The organism is Archangium violaceum, assembly GCF_016887565.1.
In the GTDB taxonomy this organism is placed as follows: Bacteria; Myxococcota; Myxococcia; order Myxococcales; family Myxococcaceae; genus Archangium; species Archangium violaceum_B.
In genome coordinates this window covers 4,998,995-5,018,777 of sequence record NZ_CP069396.1, presented here as the reverse complement: position 1 = coordinate 5,018,777, position 19,783 = coordinate 4,998,995, and the positions used below count along the sequence as shown (strand labels likewise).

General features: G+C 67.9%; 12 protein-coding genes. 5 read left to right on the top strand and 7 right to left on the bottom strand.

Translation table 11 applies throughout. The features are described from left to right. Positions 1-13: 13 nt before the first annotated feature. Positions 14-1,393 (top strand): cytochrome P450, encoded by a 1,380-nt coding sequence (locus JRI60_RS20620; protein ID WP_204227561.1) that lies wholly within the window; start codon positions 14-16, stop codon positions 1,391-1,393. Between the two features lie 15 nt (positions 1,394-1,408). Here JRI60_RS20620 and JRI60_RS20615 read toward each other — a convergent pair whose 3' ends face one another. After that, the gene (locus JRI60_RS20615) at positions 1,409-1,690 is read right to left on the bottom strand and encodes a hypothetical protein (protein ID WP_204227560.1); all 282 of its coding nucleotides are present in this window, start codon (positions 1,688-1,690) and stop codon (positions 1,409-1,411) included. Between the two features lie 781 nt (positions 1,691-2,471). Continuing rightward, the gene (locus tag JRI60_RS20605; protein ID WP_204227558.1) at positions 2,472-4,610 is read right to left on the bottom strand and encodes a hypothetical protein; all 2,139 of its coding nucleotides are present in this window, start codon (positions 4,608-4,610) and stop codon (positions 2,472-2,474) included. A gap of 150 nt (positions 4,611-4,760) precedes the next feature. On the opposite strand from JRI60_RS20605, the gene JRI60_RS20600 reads away from it, so the two are divergent. After that, positions 4,761-5,636: a hypothetical protein gene (locus JRI60_RS20600; protein WP_204227557.1), complete on the top strand. Its 876-nt coding sequence runs from the start codon at positions 4,761-4,763 to the stop codon at positions 5,634-5,636. Between the two features lie 61 nt (positions 5,637-5,697). On the opposite strand, the gene JRI60_RS20595 is transcribed toward JRI60_RS20600, so the two are convergent. After that, positions 5,698-6,543 (bottom strand): MBL fold metallo-hydrolase, encoded by an 846-nt coding sequence (locus tag JRI60_RS20595; RefSeq protein WP_204227556.1) that lies wholly within the window; start codon positions 6,541-6,543, stop codon positions 5,698-5,700. A 103-nt stretch (positions 6,544-6,646) separates the two neighbouring features. Here JRI60_RS20595 and JRI60_RS20590 point away from each other — a divergent pair, with 103 nt between their 5' ends. Next, a complete protein-coding gene (locus tag JRI60_RS20590; protein WP_204227555.1) occupies positions 6,647-7,504 on the top strand; it encodes a LysR family transcriptional regulator in 858 nt (285 codons plus the stop codon). Between the two features lie 9 nt (positions 7,505-7,513). Here JRI60_RS20590 and JRI60_RS20585 read toward each other — a convergent pair whose 3' ends face one another. From JRI60_RS20585 to JRI60_RS20575, 3 genes are read right to left on the bottom strand one after another with little or no spacing between them, the layout of a single operon-like run. Continuing rightward, positions 7,514-7,939: a hypothetical protein gene (locus JRI60_RS20585; protein ID WP_204227554.1), complete on the bottom strand. Its 426-nt coding sequence runs from the start codon at positions 7,937-7,939 to the stop codon at positions 7,514-7,516. 54 nt (positions 7,940-7,993) lie between these two features. Continuing rightward, on the bottom strand, positions 7,994-8,305 hold the full coding sequence (locus tag JRI60_RS20580) for a hypothetical protein (RefSeq protein ID WP_204227553.1): 312 nt from the start codon (positions 8,303-8,305) through the stop codon (positions 7,994-7,996). A 26-nt stretch (positions 8,306-8,331) separates the two neighbouring features. Then, positions 8,332-9,579 (bottom strand): MFS transporter, encoded by a 1,248-nt coding sequence (locus JRI60_RS20575; protein ID WP_204227552.1) that lies wholly within the window; start codon positions 9,577-9,579, stop codon positions 8,332-8,334. Between the two features lie 169 nt (positions 9,580-9,748). On the opposite strand from JRI60_RS20575, the gene JRI60_RS20570 reads away from it, so the two are divergent. After that, complete coding sequence (locus JRI60_RS20570) at positions 9,749-10,690, top strand: LysR family transcriptional regulator (RefSeq protein WP_239470632.1); 942 nt, start codon at positions 9,749-9,751, stop codon at positions 10,688-10,690. 189 nt (positions 10,691-10,879) lie between these two features. Continuing rightward, the gene (locus JRI60_RS20565) at positions 10,880-16,294 is read left to right on the top strand and encodes a trifunctional serine/threonine-protein kinase/ATP-binding protein/sensor histidine kinase (protein ID WP_204227551.1); all 5,415 of its coding nucleotides are present in this window, start codon (positions 10,880-10,882) and stop codon (positions 16,292-16,294) included. A gap of 116 nt (positions 16,295-16,410) precedes the next feature. Here the strand turns inward: JRI60_RS20565 and JRI60_RS20560 are convergent, their stop codons facing one another. Beyond that, entirely contained in the window at positions 16,411-19,701 is a 3,291-nt protein-coding gene (locus JRI60_RS20560; protein ID WP_204227550.1) for a LamG-like jellyroll fold domain-containing protein, read from the bottom strand. Positions 19,702-19,783: the final 82 nt, after the last annotated feature.

Below are 19,783 nucleotides of genomic sequence, written 5' to 3'. Positions count from 1 at the left end.
AAGGAGTCCATCCGTGCCGAACCTGCTGTCTCGCGGTCTGTTCAACCTGTTCTTCGGCTCCAGGCGCCGGGCCTTCGCGTCCCTGCCCGGGCCCGTGCCTGGAATCCTCGGCAACGCCGGAGACTTCCTCGGTGGCGAGAAGCCCTGGAACGTCTGCGCGCGCTACGGCCGTGAGTACGGAGGTGTCACCGTGGTCTGGCTGGGGCCCAAGCCGGCCCTGGTGCTCAATGATCCCACGCTCATCGAGCAGGTGGTCGACTCCCGCCGCATGGAGTTCGAGAAGGGCTCGCTCCACGAGCAACTCAAGCCGACCACGACGGAGCACTCGATCTTCATCGCGAACCTGAATGGGGACTGGGCCACGAAGCGCCAGCAGGATCCCTTCGTCCAGCCCTGGTCACCGCGGTGGCTGGCCGCCCAGGTCGCCCCCATGCAGGCGGTGATCGCCGAGTCCGTCGATGCCCTCATCGCGAGCGGGAAGACGGTCGATCTCGCGCCCGCGCTCCGCCGGCTGACGTTCGACGCCTTCGCCGTTGCCGGCACGGGCGAGAAGACGCCGGACTCGGTGTACGAGGACTTCATGCTGCTCGCCAAGGGAGCGGATGCCCGGCTCCAGTCCAATCTGCCCTTGAGGTTCGTCTCGTTGCCCAAGGGCTTCGAGGCGGCCCGTGAGCGGTTCTACCGGTACTTCGAGGAGCGTCTCGGTGCCTTGCGCCGCTCCCCCAAGCCGGGGGCGAATGACCTGATGTCGTGGATGCTGCGCGAGATGCCCGGCTTCGATGACCAGTGGCTGGCGCGCCACGTCGCGCTGATGTTCTACGGGGGTGTCTTCTCGTCGTGCACCACGCTGGTGGGCGCGTTCCACCAGTTGCAGAAGCACCCCGGCGCCGAGGCGCGACTCGTGACCGAGGCCGCCACGTTCGCCGGGGGCCCCCCCACCCTCGAGCGTTTGAACGACGCGCGGTGGGTCGAGGCCGTCACCCTGGAGGCGCTGCGGATTCTTCCCGCGGTCCGCATCTTCATCCGCACTCCGGTCAAGGACGTTCAGTTCGCCGGCGTCACGCTGCCCGCGGGGACGACGCTGATGATCTCCAACCAGCACCTGCACCGAGACCCCGCGCACTGGTCCAACCCGGACTCCTTCGAGCCCACACGATGGTTGGACGGGGGCCTGGCGAGAGATCCCATCGGCAGCGGCCACTTCTTCCCGTTCGGCCGGGGCCCGCGCATGTGCGTGGCCGCCAACTTCGCCATGGTATTCCTGCGCACGGCCATCGCGACGATCGCCGCTCGCGCCAGGGTCCAGGTCGCCTCGACGGAGCCCTTCGAGGAGGGCTTCTTCTTCGGCGTGGTCCTCCCCACGAACGTCCAGACGAAGTTCACCGCGCGCTGAGCATCGGGGTCACCGTCAGTAGAACCGATCGTCGAGCTTCTCCGCTGGCTTCACGTTCGCGAAGCTCAGGGTGACCGTGACGTCCACGGGACCGCCCTTCGGCGCGTCGCCCATGGCCGTGCTCATGGCCTCGTACGCCTTGTACATGAGGTGGTGGTGGAGGCAGTTGCTCAGCGCCTTGCTCGGCGCCGGGTCGAACCGGCTCTTGTCCCTTTCCGCAAGGAGCTGCTCGTCGAAGTGAAGGGTGATGCGGTAGCTCCGTGCCGCATCCGGCCGCCGCGCCAGTTCCTGGGCCATGCACCACTCACGTTCCTCCCGCCCCTTGGGACCGACCATTCGCGCGGCAAGCCACTCCCGCGGCGTGGTCTTCCGCCTGGGCTTCGAGGGCGCTGGCGAGGTGGGCGGCGGTGGCGCGGGTGGCACGGGGATCGGCGGAACGATGGACCGCGGAGCCGGGGCCGCTGGAGTGGGAGGAACGGCGGTGATGGAGGGACGCGGTGGGGAGGGGCGCCGCGCTGGCGACAGGGAGGAGTACAGCGCGAGGCCCAGGGTGATGCTGGCCAGGGCTCCACCAGCGCCCCACAGGAGGAGCCTCCGCCCATCCGGCCGAGACCCTCCGCCGTTCATCGCCTCCTCTGGAGGCTGGGTATAGAGGGTATCGCAGTACGAGCAACGCACCTCCGCTCCGGTCATTGGAGGAAGACGTGCTCCACACGAGGCACATTTCGGGACACGCGGGGCCATGCTGTCCGAACTCTAGCAGCTCAGCCCGAAGGCTCGGTGGCGAGATCGGCCTGCGGAGAGAGCGCTTCCTGGATACCGACCGCACGGTACTCCTGCCGTGCGATGTCTCCGAAACGCCTGACCAGGGCCTCGTCACCGATGGCCGCGAACCCGAGGGCCTCTGGCCACTGGGAAAAGCTCCCCGCGGCGACACTGGCGCCCAATGTGAACTGAAAATGATTGCGAGGATCCGTGCTGATGGTGGCCGCGTGATGAAGCTGTTGACGCCCTGCTCGGCGATCATCCGGGTGGCACGCGCCCTGTCATGATGAGGGGCGATTCCTCCTATCGGGAGTCACTGCGACAGGGTCGTGCTGCTCAGGATTTCCGTCCCCACCGGCGCCAGTTCCCCCCGGTGGATGGCCTGCACGCGTTGATGGGTCTTCTTCATCTCCTCGATCATGGCCTCGTAGGGTTGATCCGCCTGGTTGATGAGGCCCATGTTGAAGTTCTCGCCATCGGGCAACGAGCGGTGGGTCACGGCCTGATCGTAGAGCAGGAAGAACCCGAAGCCGATGAACTGCGGACGGGCGGCGAGCTGCTCCACGTAATAGCGGTAGTGCAGCCCGCGCGACCTCTGGTCTGGAGTGGCGGTGGACGCGGAGTGGGCCGTCAGTCCATGCCCGTAGGTCGAGAACGAGAACTCGAGCAGCAGGATGGGCTTGTCATGGGTGAGGTACTGCTCAATCCAGGACGGGGACTTCTGGTAGACGTCGAAGCTCAGGGCGTCCACGAAGGGCACGCTACCCGCGACCCACTCGGGTGAGCTCCTCCACCCGGGAACCAGGGAGCCGCCGAGATAGAGATGGTTGGGGTCGTACTGCTTGAGGACCCGGCGGACCACCTCGTGGTACTTCGCCGAGGCCCGGACGATGAAGGCGGAGATGTCCGCGTCCAGACCGGACGTCGTCGTCACCGGGGTGTCCTCCAGCTGCGTCCGGGTCGAGGTCGCCGGCAGCCCCAGCTTCTGCGCGACGAGGCTCGTGCTCCCGCCATTGCGCTCCAACATGAAGGTGATGAACTCCCGCTTGGCCGGGCTGGTGGAGTCGAGCGCGAGCACGGCCGTCACGACGGAGCGGTCCCATCCCCGCTCGTTTTCGAAGGTGTGGCCGATGATGCGCGGCTCCGCCTTCACGCTGTCCAGGTAGCCCTTCAGGTTGCTCTCGAGCGCCGGCCCCCACCCCGGGTCGAAGGGATCCACGGCCCCCCAGGTCGTGAGCTCGCACATGGGGCAGATGGCGGGAGGCTTGAGCACGGTGATGTACGGGAAGGCGATACGGTCATCGCGCGTCCACTTCGTATGGGTATTGAAGCCCCAGGCGCGCAGCCGCTTGTCCATCACCTGGGCCCAGCGAGAGCCATAGTCCTCACCGGTGCCACCCGTGCCGTACTTCCGCCGGAGATTGGCCGTCAGAAAGCTGACGGCGCGCACACCATTCACCGAGGCGTAGGCATCGGGGAAGGTCGTGGACGAAGGGAGCGCCTGGAACACCTTCCGCGGCGTGTTGTCCGGGTTGTTCACCGGGGTCGAGTAGCCCCCGTCCTTGAACATCGCGCCATCGACGCCGATGACGAAAAAGGGGTCTCCCTGCGGCGAGATGAGCCACCAGCGCTGGTTGATCTTCTCGAGACGGAAGAAGCCCGTTGCCAGGTAGCGAGGCTGGGGCGATGTGCTCGCGGGCTGCTCCAACCGCTGTGCTTCCGCGGCGGCATCGGCGACCAGCTGCGCGTCGGAGGAGATCTTCCCGGGCCAGTCCTCCCAGAGGAACTGCCCGTACCGGTCCACCATCAGGGTCTCGCGCTTGAACTCCGCCGAGAGATCGCCAGGCAGAGCCACCGAGCCGGTGGGCAGGGTGTCCGTCGTGTAGAAGCGGACCTCGCTCAGGGGCATGTGCACGCCGGAGTGCGGCCGCTTCAAGATGAGGCGGAAGTAGCGCGCCTTCCGGCCCCGCAGGGAGAAGACGAGCGTCTTCCCCGACGCCCAGGGCTGCTGCCCGGCGGAACGGAAGAGGGGGTCGCTCGCCGTCCGGTCATGCAGTTGCATGTCCTGGACACCCCAATAGGTATTGGGAGCCCTCGCCACGACCTCGACCCGGTCGATGGTGTAGTCCCGCAGCAGGTCGAAGACGACGGCCACCTTCGAGGGAGCGCCCGCCCCGGCGTTCCAACCCACCTCGGTGCACATCGTGGTGTCGGTGCCGTCGGTGAGCGCCCCCGTCTCGAAGGAGATGGGGGTCGCGGTGAGGGAGCTCGTGTCCGCTGAAGACAGCCTCAGTTTTTCCTCGCTACCAGAGGCCGTGGTGATGGCCTGGTTGTATTGGTAGGCGCCGCTCTCCACGAGGGACGAGACGGCGTGGGCGGGGTCCGTGCTCCAGCCGAGGGACACACAGAGCAGGACGAGTGAGAGAGGATGAAAGAGGGGGATGGGTTTCATCGTATGTGCTGGAACACCGGACCCCTCGTCCGGTGTCACTCCGCTTGGGCTTGCCCACGCGACGCTGGCGGTCATGCCCCGAGCCCCGTGGCACGGGTGCGCTGTGAGATCCGTGTTACTCTCCGTGCGGGTGAGCGAGGGAGAGACGGGATGACCTTGATCGGGCAGTTCAATAACGCTCCGACGCGGCTGAATCTGCTGAGCAAGAAGCCACTGTTTCTCAGCTTGAACCATCGGCCCAACAACGCCTGGTACAACCGGACGAACCCGCTGTCCGGCAACGCGGCCTTCCCGGGGCTCACCCAGGCGGAGATCAACGGCATGGTGGTGGGCAACGCCGTCCACGTCCCCAACAACGCCGTGATCGAGCAGAACAACATCACGCTCTACCTGAACCTCACGAGCAGAACCGAGGCCTTGTACAGCAATGCCCCCGTGTACGAGCTGCACGCCTACCAGCACAACCCGGGCGGCGCGCTTGGCTGTCAGTACCTGAGCTGGGAGGACTCCTGCATCGTGTCGATGGACCTGAGCAACGCCGGGCCACCGCTGTTCATGTCCGGGCCCTTCAACGGCTGCCACTTCTACGTCACCCGCGACACCGTCAACAACCAGCTCCGCGTCCACCACGCCAACGCCAACAAGGTCGGCGAGGCCGCCAATCACAATCGTCCGGACCTGGCGGAACACTACCTCGATGCGCTCATGCAGGCGGCCATCGGCCCCAATGAGAACATCGTCCACCAGATGCGCAAGAGCCAGTACCTCGCCAAGATCTGGAACGTGGGCGTCAACGCGAAGATCGAGTCGGGCGTCACGCTGGCCTACCGCAATCGCAAGACGGCGCAGAACCGGGGCAGTGTCGCGCTGCACGAGACCATGTGCCTGGTCTTCGGCGTGCGCACGGCCGTCAACACCTGGGACTTCTTCTTCCATGTCGCGGGCATCGCCGACTACACCCGCCCCGGCCCGCGCTCGAACCGCACCGGCTACCTGAAGTCCATCATCCCGTGGCAGCAGATCTGACACATCCGACTCGACCACATGGTGGCCATGGCCCCGCTGTTTCCCGGGGCTGTCAGCGCCATCACGTCCCCGTGAACCTCGCGGTGACCCACTTCTGAAAGCCTGGCCCCTTGATGGTGCCCGCATTCGGGCGCGGATGCGGCAGCATGTCCGGTCGCTCGAAGTGCAGCTCCTCGCCGTCTTCGGGGATGTGCACCTTCGCGAGCAGCCCCTCGGCCTTCATCCGCTCGCGCAACCCGTCGCGCGTGGTCGGGCAGTGGTCGAGCGCTTCCAGGTGGTTGAGGACGACCCATCCGGGCGCGCGCCTGACGAGCGTCACGAGCTCGTCGACCGAGAACAGGATGTCGCCGCCCACCCCCATGTTCGCCGCGCCCGCCGGGGCGATGATGACGTCGGGCTGGAGACGCTCCACGGCCTCCAGGACTGCGTCCGTGAGCACCGCGTCCGATGTGAGGTACACGCTTGGCTCGCCCGGGTGCGCCAGGTAGTAGCCCGAGACGGGTCCCATCAGCCACGAGAGCAACCCGCGACCGTGCCGGGCCGGGATGATCTCCACCGCCATCCCCAGCGCACCGTCTCCGAGCTCGTGAACGTCGAGTCCCTTCTTCTTGAGGTTCGGCGCGTCCACGCGGCTCGCCCACACGGGCAGCCCGCGCTTCTGGATCCATCGGAGGCCCGCCAGGTCCAGGTGATCCGGGTGCTCGTGGGTGACGAGCACGCCCGTCGCATCCTCCAGCAACGCGAACGTGTCGGGCGGCAGCGCGACCAGGGGGTTGGGGCGACGGCCGCCTCCGAAGAACTTGAAGCCCGGCAACGCCCCCGGCCTGGCGAGCATCGGGTCGACCAGCAGACGGTGCTCTCCCAACGTCAGCAGGGTGGTGGCGTTGCGCAGGTGGCGGATCTTCATGGGGCACTCCAGTGAGGGGTCGCCCGGTAAACTAGAGACCGCACGAACGGATGAGTACCGCTAGATTTGGAAGCCGGGCATCCGTTTTCGCATGGAGGTTCGTGTGGAGTGGGATCTGTTGCGCACGTTCGAGGCGGTCGCTCGCCTCGGTAGCCTGACCGCCGCGTCGAAGGCGCTGGGCGTGAGCCAGTCGACCGTCAGCAGACATCTGGCCCGGCTGGAGGAGAGCGCCGGTTCCCCGTTGCTGCTGCGCGAATCCCCACCGCGGCTGACGGAGCGCGGGTCCTCGTTGCTGGCGGCGGTGCAGCCCATGGTGGACGCCGCGCTGGCGGCACGGTCCGCTTTGGAAGACACGCCGGAGCTCCACGGCGAAGTCACCCTGACCACCGTCGGCGAGCTGGTGCGCTGGGAACTGACCCCCCGCCTGCCGGAGTTCTACCGGGCCTTTCCTCACTTGCGCCTGCGCATCCTGGCGGAGAACCGGGTCAGCAGCCTCGCCGCCGGCGAAGCCGACGTGGCGCTCCGGATGTTCCGCCCCGAGCGTGGCGAGCTCGTCGCGCGGAAGGTGTACGCGGTGTCCTATGCGTTCTTCGCGGCCTCCTCGCTCGAGCTTCACCCCGAGGTCCCGTGGCTGGGCCTGACGGGCTCGCTCGCCGGCATCCCCGAACAGCGTTACGCCGACCGCGCCTTCACCACCCGCCCCCCGCGACTGCTCGTCGAAGACCCCGAGTCACTGGGGCTCGCGGTCCAAGCCGGCCTCGGTGTGGCCCTCCTGCCCCGAGGTTTCGCCGCGCGGCTCCACGATGTCGTGGAGGTTGTTCCGCGGCGGATCGGAGCGCAGCTCAACGACCGCCTCCCCTCGCGCGACATCTGGATGGTCGTCCATCGCTCCAAGCAGCATGTGCCCAGGGTGCGGGCGGTGATGGGATGGCTCGGGGGAATGAACGGCGTGCGCCCATGATTCCGGGCTTCACGCCTTCCGGCGCCGCGCGCGCAACTGGGCGATGGCCTCGTGGGCCTGCTCGAACGTGGAGACGAAAAGAAGCCTCTCCGCCCCGCGCCCATCGCCGTGGCCCGTGAGCTGAGCAGCCAGCGCGATGCCCTTGGCCAACGCCCGGTGCAGCAGCCGCGCACCGATATAGATGGTGCCCAGCGACCACTCCGAGGGGATCTTCTCGCTAAAGTAACGCCCGGCCTCCGGGTCGAGGCGGCCCGCGTCCTTCATCACCGACACGACGATGAGGGGGTGAAACTCGCGCAGTTCCTGGAAGATGCCCATGACGCGGGTCGCGTGCTCCAGGGTGAGAGGGCCATGGTAGGTCGCCCAAATGACGTCCGGCGGCTCGAAACGGAAGATGTGGTCTCCCACCATCCACTCACGTGGGCCTTGCGGCATGCGTCCCCTCCGGCTCCCCAGTCTAGCGGTGGAGCGTGGGACGAGCACATCCCATCAATCCGCGGTACTGACGTCCTTGAACCTGGACTTGGACTTGTCCCAGAAGAAACTGAATCGAGAGGATTCTGGCTTGTAGAGATGAATCACCGATCCATTGGTCTTGTGGACTCGCCCGGGAGTCTCCGCGGAAGCCGCCATGGTCTCTTTGACTTCACGCTGCGCGAAGTCACACTGCAGATGCAGTCCATTTGCAGCCGGGCCGCTCCAAAGCAGGAAGGCCTTGAGTCCTTCCTTCTCCCTGAGAATGGCGATGAGCTCGCGGCCCTCATCCCTCATTTCCGCCGCCTGGAGCAGCACCGCGGCCACCAGGAGCGCCCCGGGGCGGCGGTGAATCAGCGGGCCGTGCGGGCCCCAGGCAACAGGCGGACCAGCAAGGCCGCCAGCGCCGAGGCGGTCGCCAGCAGCGTCACCGCCACCCATCCCCACCGGGCCAGCAGGAGGCTGCCGCTTGCCGCGCCGATGGACATTCCGATGAACGTGCCGACGAACAGCACGGCGTTGAGCCTGCTGCGTGCAGCGGGATCGATGCCGAAGACAATCGTCTGATGCGCCACGAGCGTGATCTGGACACCGAGGTCGAAGCCGATCGCGCTGGCGGCGATCAGCCACAACCGGGTGCCCGGTTCGAGCCACGGCGACGCGAACATCGTGGCGAACGAGAGGGCGGTCAGTCCGGCGCCCAGGCGCGTGACCACCTCGGGGCCGAAGCGATCCGCGATGCGGCCCGCCACCGGCGCGCCCAGCGCCCCGGCCGCTCCGGCCAGGCCGAATGCACCGGCGGCCGCGCTGCCCAGGTGAAACGGCGCGCCATGCAGCATCACGGCAAGGGTCGACCAGAACGCGCTGAAGCCGACCGAGAGCAGGCCCTGCGCCAGCGCGGCCCGGCGCAGTGCGCCGTGCTTCCGCCACAGGCTGGAGAGCGAACCGAGCAGGGCGCCGTACGTGAGCGTGCTGTTCGGGCGAAAGCGGGGCAGGCCGAACCAGACCACCACGCCGATCAGGGCCACGCTGGCGGCGGCGATCATGTACATGGCGCGCCAGCCGAAGTGCTCGGCGACCACGCCGCTGACGACGCGAGACAGCAGGATGCCGAGCAGCAGGCCGGTCATCACCGTGCCAACCACCTTGCCGCGATGCCTTTCGGGCGCCAGGGTCGCGGCGGCCGGGACGATGTCCTGCGCCAGGGTCGCCGTCAGGCCGACGGCGAAGCTCACCGCCAGCAGCAGGCGGATGTCCGGGGCGATGCCGCCCAGCAGCAGCGCCACGCTCAGGAGGGCGGCCTTGATGAGGATGATGCGGCGCCGGTCGAAGCGGTCACCGAGGGGCGTCAGCAGCAGGATGCCCAGCGCGTATCCCAGCTGGGTGAGCATGGGGACGAAGCCCACCGCGGTGTCCGAGGCGCCGATGTTGGCCCCGATCACCCCCAGCATCGGCTGGCTGTAGTAGATCGACGCCACCGACAGCCCGGCGCCCGTGGCCAGCAGCAGGCGCAGGCCACCCGATAGAGGCTCGCCGTCGCCGCGGCTGGCGGTCGCGGTGCCGTTTCCGGCGGTTGTATGTACGGCACGAATGAAGGACATGATGTTCACCCCTGGCGATCGAGTCGAGGCAACTGTGCGCCAGACGGGTGGGCATCGGTAGTAGCGTACCTCGCACAGTGGATATACGCTCCGCGTATAAAGCCGCTGGAAGTGAGCCGTCATGCCCCCTCCATCAAAGCCGCCCCGGTCGCGTGTCTCCCAACCACGGATGTCCCAACCCGTCGCGCCGGCCACCGCCGACCGGCTCGAGCTGATGCAGACCTTCATCCGCATCGTCGACGCCGGCAGCCTGTCCTCCGCCGCCGCGCAGATGGGCACCACGCAGCCGACGGTGAGCCGCCGGCTACAAGCGCTGGAGCGCTCGCTGGGGCTGCGGCTGCTCCAGCGCTCCACCCATGCCATGAAGCTCACCGAAGACGGCGCACGTTGCTATGAACGCGCGAAGGAGCTGCTGGCCAGCTGGGAAATGTTCGAGGCCGACCTGCGCGGCACGGGCGACGAACCGGAGGGCACGCTGCGCGTCGTGGTGCCCCACGCGTTCGGGCAACAGCTGCTGGTGGGGCCGCTGACGGAATTCCTGAATCGTCACACGCGGGTATCGGTCGAATGGCTGCTGTACGACCGGGCGGCGGATTTCATCGCGGATGGCATCGACTGCGCGATCCACGTCGGCGAAGTGCATGACCCCAACGTGGTGGCGATCCGCGTGGCCGAGGTGCCGCGCATCGTCGTGGCCGCCCCCTCAGTGCTGGCTGGGTTGCCCATGCCGACCCATCCCGACGAGCTCGCACGGCTGCCCTGGCTGTCGCTGCGCACGTTCTATCGCAAAGAGGTATCGCTGACCCACGTGGCCACCGGCGAGGTCCAGCCCATCGTCTTCCACCCGCGCCTGAGCACGGACAGCCTCTACGCCATCCGCAGTGCCGCGGTGAACGGCCTCGGCGTCTGCGTGGCCTCGTCCTGGGTGCTCCAAGAAGACATCATGAGGGGTCGGCTCCTGCACCTGGTGCCGCACTGGCGGGCCGCGCCCTTGCCGATGTACCTGCTCTATCCGTATGCGCGGTTCCATCCGGCGAGGCTGCGCACTTTCGTGGAGTTGATGCGGGAGACGATCCCGGCGGCCGTGGCGGTGGCGACGGACGGGGTCTGAGCGGAACGGTAGGCGGCCTGGCACGGGCTGAGGCGCCGCCACGCAACCTGTCTCTCCGTGAAGGTGCCCTCTCTACGAGACTTGGCTCTTCATGACGAGCAGAGGACCGAGGTGCCGGGTGTATGGCCGACATCCAGGGAATCACGAATCGGATGGCTGCACCGAGGACATTCAATAGAGAATTCCATCATGACGCAGTCTCCGTTCTCTGCCGCAACTCCCCTGACGCTCGTCCCCACCCTTCCCGGATACCAGGTGGGCGCACTGCTTCAGGCGGGGACCCGGTTGCTCCTCTATCGGGGACACCGGACGCGAGACGAGGCCCCCGTCATCATCCAGCTCCCGTGCACGGAGCGGCCCTCTTTCACCGAGCTGCTTCAGCTCCGCAACCACTACACCATCACCCGCGAACTCCGGCTCCAGGGCGTCGCCCCGCCACTGGCCTTCGAGCGCTGCCACAATGGCTTCGCCATCATCATGGAGGATCGCGGACATGTTCCGCTGAACGACTACCGCGCCGCCCACCCACTCTCCGTGTCTCAGGTGCTCGAGCTCGGCATCTCACTGGCCGAGACGCTGGAGGGGCTCTACCAGCAACGGGTCATCCACAAGGATCTCAAGCCCTCCAACATCCTCATCCACCCCGAGACGCGCGACATCCAGCTGATGAACTTCAGCATCGCCTCGCGGCTGCCACGGGAGACCCAGACGCTCAAGAACCTGGAGCTGCTCGAGGGAACCCTGGCCTACATGTCTCCCGAGCAGACCGGGCGGATGAACCGTGGCATCGATTACCGCACCGACTTCTATTCGCTCGGCGTGACGCTCTACGAGCTCCTCACGGACCGTCTCCCCTTCCAGACCACGGATCCGCTGGAGCTCGCCCATTGCCACATCGCGCGTCCACCACGTCCGCCGCGCGAGCTCAATCCCGCCATCCCCGAGATGGTCGAGCGCATCGTGCTCAAGTTGATGGCCAAGGCCGCCGAGGCTCGTTATGCGAGCGCGCACGGGCTCCGGCATGATCTCCGCACGTGTCTCGAGGCCCTGCTGGAGCAGAAGCCAATCCCCTCGTTCGAGCTGGCACGACGGGACGTCTCCGACCGGTTCCACCTTCCGGAGAAGCTCTACGGCCGCCAGGAGGAGAGCCGCACGCTGCTCAACGCATTCGAGCGGGTGTGCCAGGGGGGAATGGAGCTGCTGATGGTGGCGGGCTTCTCGGGCATCGGCAAGACGACCGTGGTCAACGAAATCCACAGGCCCGTCGTCCGCGCCAAGGGATTCTTCGTCTCGGGCAAGTTCGATCAGCTCGGGCGGAGCATCCCGTACTCGGCCCTGGTGCAGGCGCTCTCCTCCCTGGTGCGGCAACTCCAGGTGGAGAGCGGCGAGCGGCTCGAGACCTGGAGGCAGCGGCTCCAGGTGGCCCTGGGCGGGGAGGGCCGGGTACTGGTCGACGTGCTGCCGGAGCTCGAGGGCCTCATTGGACCCCAGCCCGAGGTGACGGAGCTCGCGCCCGCCGCCGCGCAGCAGCGCTTCAACCTGCTCTTCACCCGGCTCCTCCGCGCGTTCGCGACGCAGGAGCATCCGCTCGTCATCTTCCTCGATGACTTGCAATGGGCGGACTCGGCCTCGCTGAAGATGCTGCACCTGCTGGCCACGGAGCTGGGCTCCGCCCGGTTGCTGTTGATTGGCGCGTACCGGGACAACGAGGTGACCCCGGCCCATCCCCTCATGCTGACCCTGGAGGAGATACGCAACGCGGGAGTGAGGGTCCACCCGATGACGTTGGCGCCGCTCCCGGAGCACGTGGTGAACGAGCTCGTGGCGGAGACGCTCTCGTGTCCGCCGGAGCGGGCCCGGCCCCTGACCGGGCTCGTCTACCAGAAAACCGGAGGCAATCCCTTCTTCACCTCCCAGTACCTGAAGAGCCTCTTTCAGCGGGGCCTCGTGAGCTACGACGCCTCGGCGCACATGTGGCAGTGCGATCTGGCGCAGGTGCGGGCCCAGTCGCTGTCCTCGGACGTGGTGGAGTTCATGGCCGGTCAGCTCCAGCGTCTGCCCGAGGAGACCCGGAAGGTGCTCGAGCTCGCCGCGTGCATCGGCAACCGGTTCGAGCTGGCGACGCTCTCACGGGTGTACGGGTGCCCGGAGGCGGAGACGGCGGCGGCGCTGTGGTGCGCGCTGCAGGAGGGGCTGATCCTCCCCACCTCGGAAGTCTACAAGTTCTATCAGGACCTCGCGGGCTTGGATGCGGCTGGCATGGAGCCCCTGTCGGCGCGCTACCGGTTCCTGCACGACCGTGTCCAGCAGGCGGCCCACTCGCTCATCCCGGAGTCGGACAGGCAGCGGACCCACCTCGAGATAGGCAGGCGCCTGCTCGAAACGGCCTCGGTGCGGGAACGGGAGGAGCACCTGTTCGACATCGTGAACCACCTGAATGTCGCCAGGGGGCTCCTGGTGGAGGTGGAGGAGCGCCACGAGCTCGCACAGGCGAATCTGCGGGCTGGCAGGAAGGCGCTGGCGTCCAACGCGTATGAGGTGGCCCGGGAGTACCTGGAGATGGGTCTGACGCTCCTGGAACCGGCGAGCTGGCGGACCCACTACGAGCTGACGCTCGCCCTCCACGAGGAGGCGGCGAGCGCGGCATGGCTCAGCAAGCGTTTCGCACGGCAGGAGGAGCTGGTGGACGCGGTGCTGTCCCAGGCGCGCACGGTGCTGGAGCGGGTGCGGGCCTACGAAATCCGCATCCAGACGGCCATCGCCCAGGAGCGGCTCGCCTTCGCGCTCGAGACCGGACTCCACGTGCTGAGGGACCTGGGAGTGGAGTTCCCCGCGGCTCCCCGGTCCGAGGACATCGAACGGGGGCGCGAGGAGGTCCGGGCCGCGGTGGGTGACGGCTCCCTGGAGCAGCTCATCTCCCTGCCGGAGATGACGGATGCCAGGTGTCTCGCGGAGATTCGAATCCTGACCCTGCTGGCGCCGCCCGCCTACCAGACGAAGCCCGCGCTGCTGCAACTGCTCATCTTCCGGACGATCGTGCTGACCGCGCGGCATGGCGTGGCGCCCATCTCCGCCTCCACCTTCGCGATGTACGGGCTCGTCCTCTGCGGGATGTTCGACGAGCTCGACAAGGGATTCCAGTCCGGTCAACTGGCGCTGAAGATCCTCGAGCGCTTCAACGTCCGGGAGCCACGCGCGAAGACCCTCTACGTGGTCAACGTCAAGACGCTCCATTGGAAGCGCCACGTGCGGGAGAGCCTGAAGCCACTGCTGGACGCGTACGCCAGCGGGCTCGAGACGGGAGACCTCGAGTTCATGGGTTGGTCGGCGGACTTCTACTGCCACCACTCGTTCCTCCTGGGGCGGCCGCTCGGCCCTCTCGTCGAGGAGATGGACGAGTACCGGAAGGTCCTCGAGCACCACCACCGTCGAGTGACCCTCAGGCAGTATGCGGTGTACCAGCAGGCCGTGCTGAATCTCTCGGGTGAGGGGGAGACCCCCTGGCGCCTGGTGGGGCGGGCCTGGAACGAAGACGAGCTGCTCCCGCGCTACGTGGCGGACGACGATGGCACCGCCAGCTGCATCGCGTACGTCAACAAGCTGATGCTGGCCTACCTCTTCGGGCAGTACCGGCTGGCGGTGGAGTGCGCCGACGCGGCGGAGAAGTACCTGCCGGCGGTGGCGGCCCAGTTCCTCGTCCCCCGCTACTACTTCTTCGACTCCCTGGCGCGGCTCGCCCTCCTGCCCGAGCTCGGTGAGGAGGAGCGGAGCACGACGCTGGAGCGGATCGCCGCGAACCAACGGCGGATGGAGCGCTGGGCCCGGTCGGCGCCCATGAACTTCCTCCACCCGTACCATCTCGTGGAGGCCGAGCGCTGCCGGGTGCGAGGCGCACGTGCCGAGGCGCTCGAGCACTACGACCGGGCCATCGCGCTCGCCCGGGAGCACGAGCATCCTCATGACGAGGCCCTCGCCCACGAGCTGACCGCGCGTTTCTTCCTCGAGTGGGGAATGGAGCACCGCGCGCGTCCCCACCTGCACGAGGCCCATGAGGCCCATTCGCGCTGGGGGGCGCACGCCATGCTGCGCCACCTCTCCGCCCGCTACCGCGAGCAGGGACTGCCCGTGCGTCCGGCCGGGGACCCCGAGGCGCGAGCACCGGACGAGACCCGGACCGGCCTCGACCTGCTCGACCTCCAGAGCGTCCTGGAGTCCTCACGGGTGTTCTTCTCGGAGATGAACCTGGAGCGGTTGCTGGAGAGGGTGGTGGTCATCCTCTGCGAGAACGCCGGCGCCCAGCGGTGTGTCCTCCTCCGGGAGGAGCGGCAGCACCTCTCCGTGGTCATGGAGCACACCGCCCTCACGGGAGAGACCCGCCGCCACTCGAGCGACACGCCCGCCGACGCCGAGCACGTGCCCGCCTCGGTCATCCGCCGCTCGATCCGGACGCAGCAGCCCATCGTGCTGCAGGACCTGTCGCGCGACGACTCCCTGGCCGATGACCCCTACGTCCACCGGCATGCTCCGCGCTCCGTCCTGTCGCTCCCCATCTTCCACCAGGGCCGGCTGCTGATCGTCGTCTACCTCGAGAACAACCTGGCCCCGGGCGTCTTCACCTCCAGGCACCTGCAGACCCTGACGCTCCTCGCCTCGCAGATCGCGCTCTCGCTGGAGAACGCGGCGCTCTATGGAGACCTGGAGCAGCGCGTCCAGGAGCGTACGAGCGCGCTGGAAGCGGCGCACAAGCAGCTCGTCGAGGTGGCGCACCGCGCGGGCATGGCGGAGATCGCCAGCGGGGTGTTGCACAACATCGGCAACTCCCTCACCTCGCTCGTGGTCACCACCGAGAGCCTGGCCCGCGACGTCGCTCGCCTTCCCGTGGAGCAATTGAAGAAGAGCGCCCGTCTGCTGGCGGGCAAGGATGAGGAGTTCTCCGGGTTCCTCGAGAAGGATTCCCGGGGGCGGATGCTTCCCGAGTACCTCGACAAGCTGGGCGACAAGTTGCGGTCGGACGCCGACAACATGCTCGGGGAACTGCGGTCGATGAAGACCAACCTCGAGCAGATCGGCGCGACGATCCACGTGCAGCAGGTGTACGCCCACGGGCCACGGCTCGTGGAGCAGGTGGACGTGGATGCACTGGTGGAAGACGCGCTGCGCATGCATCAGTCCTCCCTGTCCCGGCACCAGGTGCTCATCGAGCGCGACATGGAGCGGCTGCCCGTGGCCTCCCTCGAGCGACACAAGGTGCTGCACATCCTGGTCAACCTCATCAGCAACGCGAAGCAGGCCCTGATGGAGGCGCAGCAGGCCGACAAGCGCATCCGCATCGAGGCACGCCCCTGCCCACCGGGGCGCTTCCTCCTCATGGTCCGGGACAACGGCGTGGGGATCGCCGCGGAAGACCTGCAGCGCATCTTCCAGTTCGGATTCACCACGCGGCCGGGGAGCCTGGGCTACGGCCTGCACTGGGCGGCCAATACCGCCCGTGAGATGGGAGGGAGTCTGGTCGTGGCCAGCGAGGGGCGCGGGCGGGGCGCATGCTTCACCCTGGAGTTGCCCCTCAGTGGTCGGGTTCCCTCCGAGCCCGTCCGCCAGGACTGAGCCGTCGGGACAAGCCCGGTCCATGGTGAGCGGAAGAAGGGGCGCAAGCCTCAGGGGGGCCCTGGCGCGAGGGCCCCCCAGGCCGAGGGGCACAGCGCCCCATCCTCCTCATGCGTTCAGCGCTGCACCGCGGAGTACAGGGCGCTCACTTCGCTGTCGTCGAGCGCGCGGCCGAAGGCCTGCACCTCGTCGATCGACCCGGCCCAGAAGTCGGTGTCGCGGCCGTCGTACTTCGCACGCCCGATCGCCAGCGGCCCGGTGCTCACCGTCGGGGCGCCCGCCGTTATGACTCCCACCCTGCGGCCGTCGACGTACAGCCGCAGTTCGTTGCCGGCCCGGACGCCGACGAGGTGGTACCAGCGGCCGAGCTCCGGCGTCACGACGTACGTGGCGCGGAACCCCCCGGGCGCGCTGAACGCGAACGCGCCATGCCCGTACTGCAGGTAGAACGGGTTCTCCTTGCGGCGGCCGTCCTGGCTGACCGCCGTGGCGTAGTTGCCCGGCAGCGCGTCGAGCGTCACCCACGCGGAGATCGAGTGGTCGCCGCGGGTGTCCAGCACCGGAGCGGCGGTTTCGGCGAAGTCGCCGTTCCCGTCGAAGCGCAGCGCCGACCCGAGGACCCCTGTCGTCCAGGCGGCGTTCCCGCGCAGCGTCATGTCGCTGAGCCCGTTGGTGTCGCGGCCCAGCGTGCCGCTGCCCTCGTCGAGCAGCCAGTGCCCGAGGCCGGGGAACGTCGCGTCCTCGCCCGCCGTGGCGCCCGCGGCGATCACCCGCAGGTTGATCTCACGCACCGGCCCCAGGTCGACCTTCAGCACTCGCCGATCGTAGGTGTAGAAGCCGTTGAGCTCGTTCTCCAGGTCGGTGACCTGGGTGTAGACCGAACCGGACAGCTCCGCCCCGGCGGCGGCCAGGTAGAAGGTCGTGGTGTTCTCGACGTACCGCCTGGTCAGCGCCGCCTTGTCCGCCACCCCGCTGTAGATGACCGTCGGCGCGCCCGGCCACATGTGGCCCGGCGTGCGCAGGGTGAACCCGCCGTGCTCGCCGTCCATCGCCGCGCGCGTGGCGTCCGGGTAGGCGGGGTCGGTGTTGTTGTAGTCGTGGTGGTCGAGGACGTCACCCTTGCCGGAGTCGCCCTTGGAGTCGCAGCAGTTCACTCCGCTGTGCGCGTTGACCACCCGCGAGGGGTCGGCGGCCTTGACCTGCTCGGCGATCCGGCCCGTCTCCTCCCGGTTCCACTCGCCCCAGCCCTCGTTGAAGACCACCCAGCCCACGACGGCCGGTGAGTCGTGCAACTGCTCCATCATGCGGAGGCCCTCGGTGAGGAACGCCTGCTGTCCCTGCACGTTCGTGATGCTGCCGGAGACGAAGTCCTGCCACACCAGCAGGCCGATCTGGTCGGCGTGGTAGTACCAGCGCGCTGGCTCCACCTTGATGTGCTTGCGGACGGCGTTGAACCCGAGATCCTTCTGCACCTGCAGGTCCCAACGCAGGGCCGCGTCGCTGGGCGCGGTGTAGAGCCCGTCGGGCCAGAACCCCTGGTCCAGCATGGCGAGGGAGAAGATCGGCTTGCCGTTGAGCACCAGCTTCGGGAAGCCGCCGACGTCCTGGATCGCCACCGAGCGCATTCCGAAGTAGCTGCCGACGGTGTCGGTGCTCTGCCCCTCGGTGAGGGTGACGTCGAGCTTGTAGAGGTACGGGTCGTCCGGCGTCCACAGGTGCGGCTGCGGCACTGGCAACGTGAGCCGGGTATTGGCCGGGCCGGTGATGGTGCCGACCACGCGGTCGGCGGCGTCGCGGGCCACGGCGGTGACGCTGGCGCCGGACGAGGCCGACACGGAACGGACTTCGACGGCGAGCGTGCCTGCTTTGATGTCCGGCGTGGTCACGACGTCGTCGATCGCCACGTCGGGCACCGGCTCCAGCCAGACGGTCTGCCAGATGCCCGACGACTGCGTGTAGACGATGCCTCCCGGATTGCGCGACTGCTTCCCGACCGGCTGGTTGGGTCCGGTGGTATCGGTGACCGCGACGATGATCTCCTGCTCACCCGAACCGCTCAGGGCGTCGGTGATGTCGGCGGTGAATGCGGTGTAGCCGCCGGTGTGCTCGGCGACCAGCTTGCCGTTGACCCACACCCGCGCGTGGTGGTCCACGGCGCCGAAGTTCAGCCGGAGCCGCTGCCCGGCGCCGATCCGCCAGGACTCGGGCACGGTGACGAGCTTGCGGTAGAACATGTGGTCCTCGTGGCGCTCCAGCCCGGAGAGCTGGGACTCCACCGGGAACGGCACGATGATGTGTTCCGGCAGCGTCCGGCCGAACACCGGCTGCTCGCCCGCGGCCGCACCGGAGAACTCCCACGGGCCGTTGAGGTTGAGCCACTGGGCGCGGACCTGTTGCGGCCGCGGGTACTCGGGCAGCGGGTTGGCCGGGTCGAGCTGGTCGCCCCACTCGGTGCGCAGCCGGTGGGTCGACTCGTTGATGGCTTCGCGGATGAGCTGCGGCACTGCCTCACCCTCCACGGCCAGGTCGCCGTCGCCGTCGTAGGCGACACGGACGCGCTGGCCACGCTGGACCGGCTCGGCGAGGGTGACCACCACGATGGACGAGTCGTTGGCGGCGACGGTGGCCGAGGCCAGCGGCATCGGGGTGGTGTCGGCCTCCACCGTCAGGTGCGGCACCGGGTCGCCGAGCGCGGTGACCGGATCGGCGAAGTCGAGCGTCAGCCGACGGCCGTCCTCGCCGACGGTGATGTCGACCGGGAAGATCTCGAAGCCGACCGGCGGAGTGAACGCCGTGGTCGGCACGATCTGCTTGCCGATGGTGGCGCTCGACCACCGCAGGAACATGTTCGCGCCGCCGACGTCCTGGAACATCTCCAGCCGGAAGTCGTGTGCCTCGCCCGCGACGAGGTGCACCGGCGCGCTGCGCTGCTCGACATCCCAATCGCCGACCCAGTGGTCGATCACCGGTGCGCCGTCGATGAACAGCCGGAAGCCATTGTCGCCAATCGCGAAGAAAGTGTAGTCGCCGGTCTCCGGCGCGGTGATCCGGCCGGTCCACCGGGCCGTAGTGTGCTCGGTGCGGCCGGTCAGCGTCTCGAACATGGACGCCAGGCCAGAGAAGTTGATGTTCGGATCCAGTGCGACCGCGCCGAGCTGGGCGAAATCACGGGCGCCGGGCGCCGACATACGGAAGTACTCGCCCTTGAGACCGTGCACTTCATCCGGTATCGACGCATCCGGTGTCGACGCATCTGGCGTCGATGCATCCGGTGTCGACGCATCTGGCGTCGATGCATCCGGTGTCGACGCATCCGGTGTCGACGCATCCGGATCCGGCATTGACGCATCCGGCGTTGACTCATCCGGGGCTGGTGGCTTGCAGCCGATCAGGGGGTGGATCAGCACGGAGGAGAGTAACAGCAGGACCAGGGGGAGCGACCTGAACTCAGGGCGTGACATGGCGTCCCTTCTCGAATTTTCTTGAACT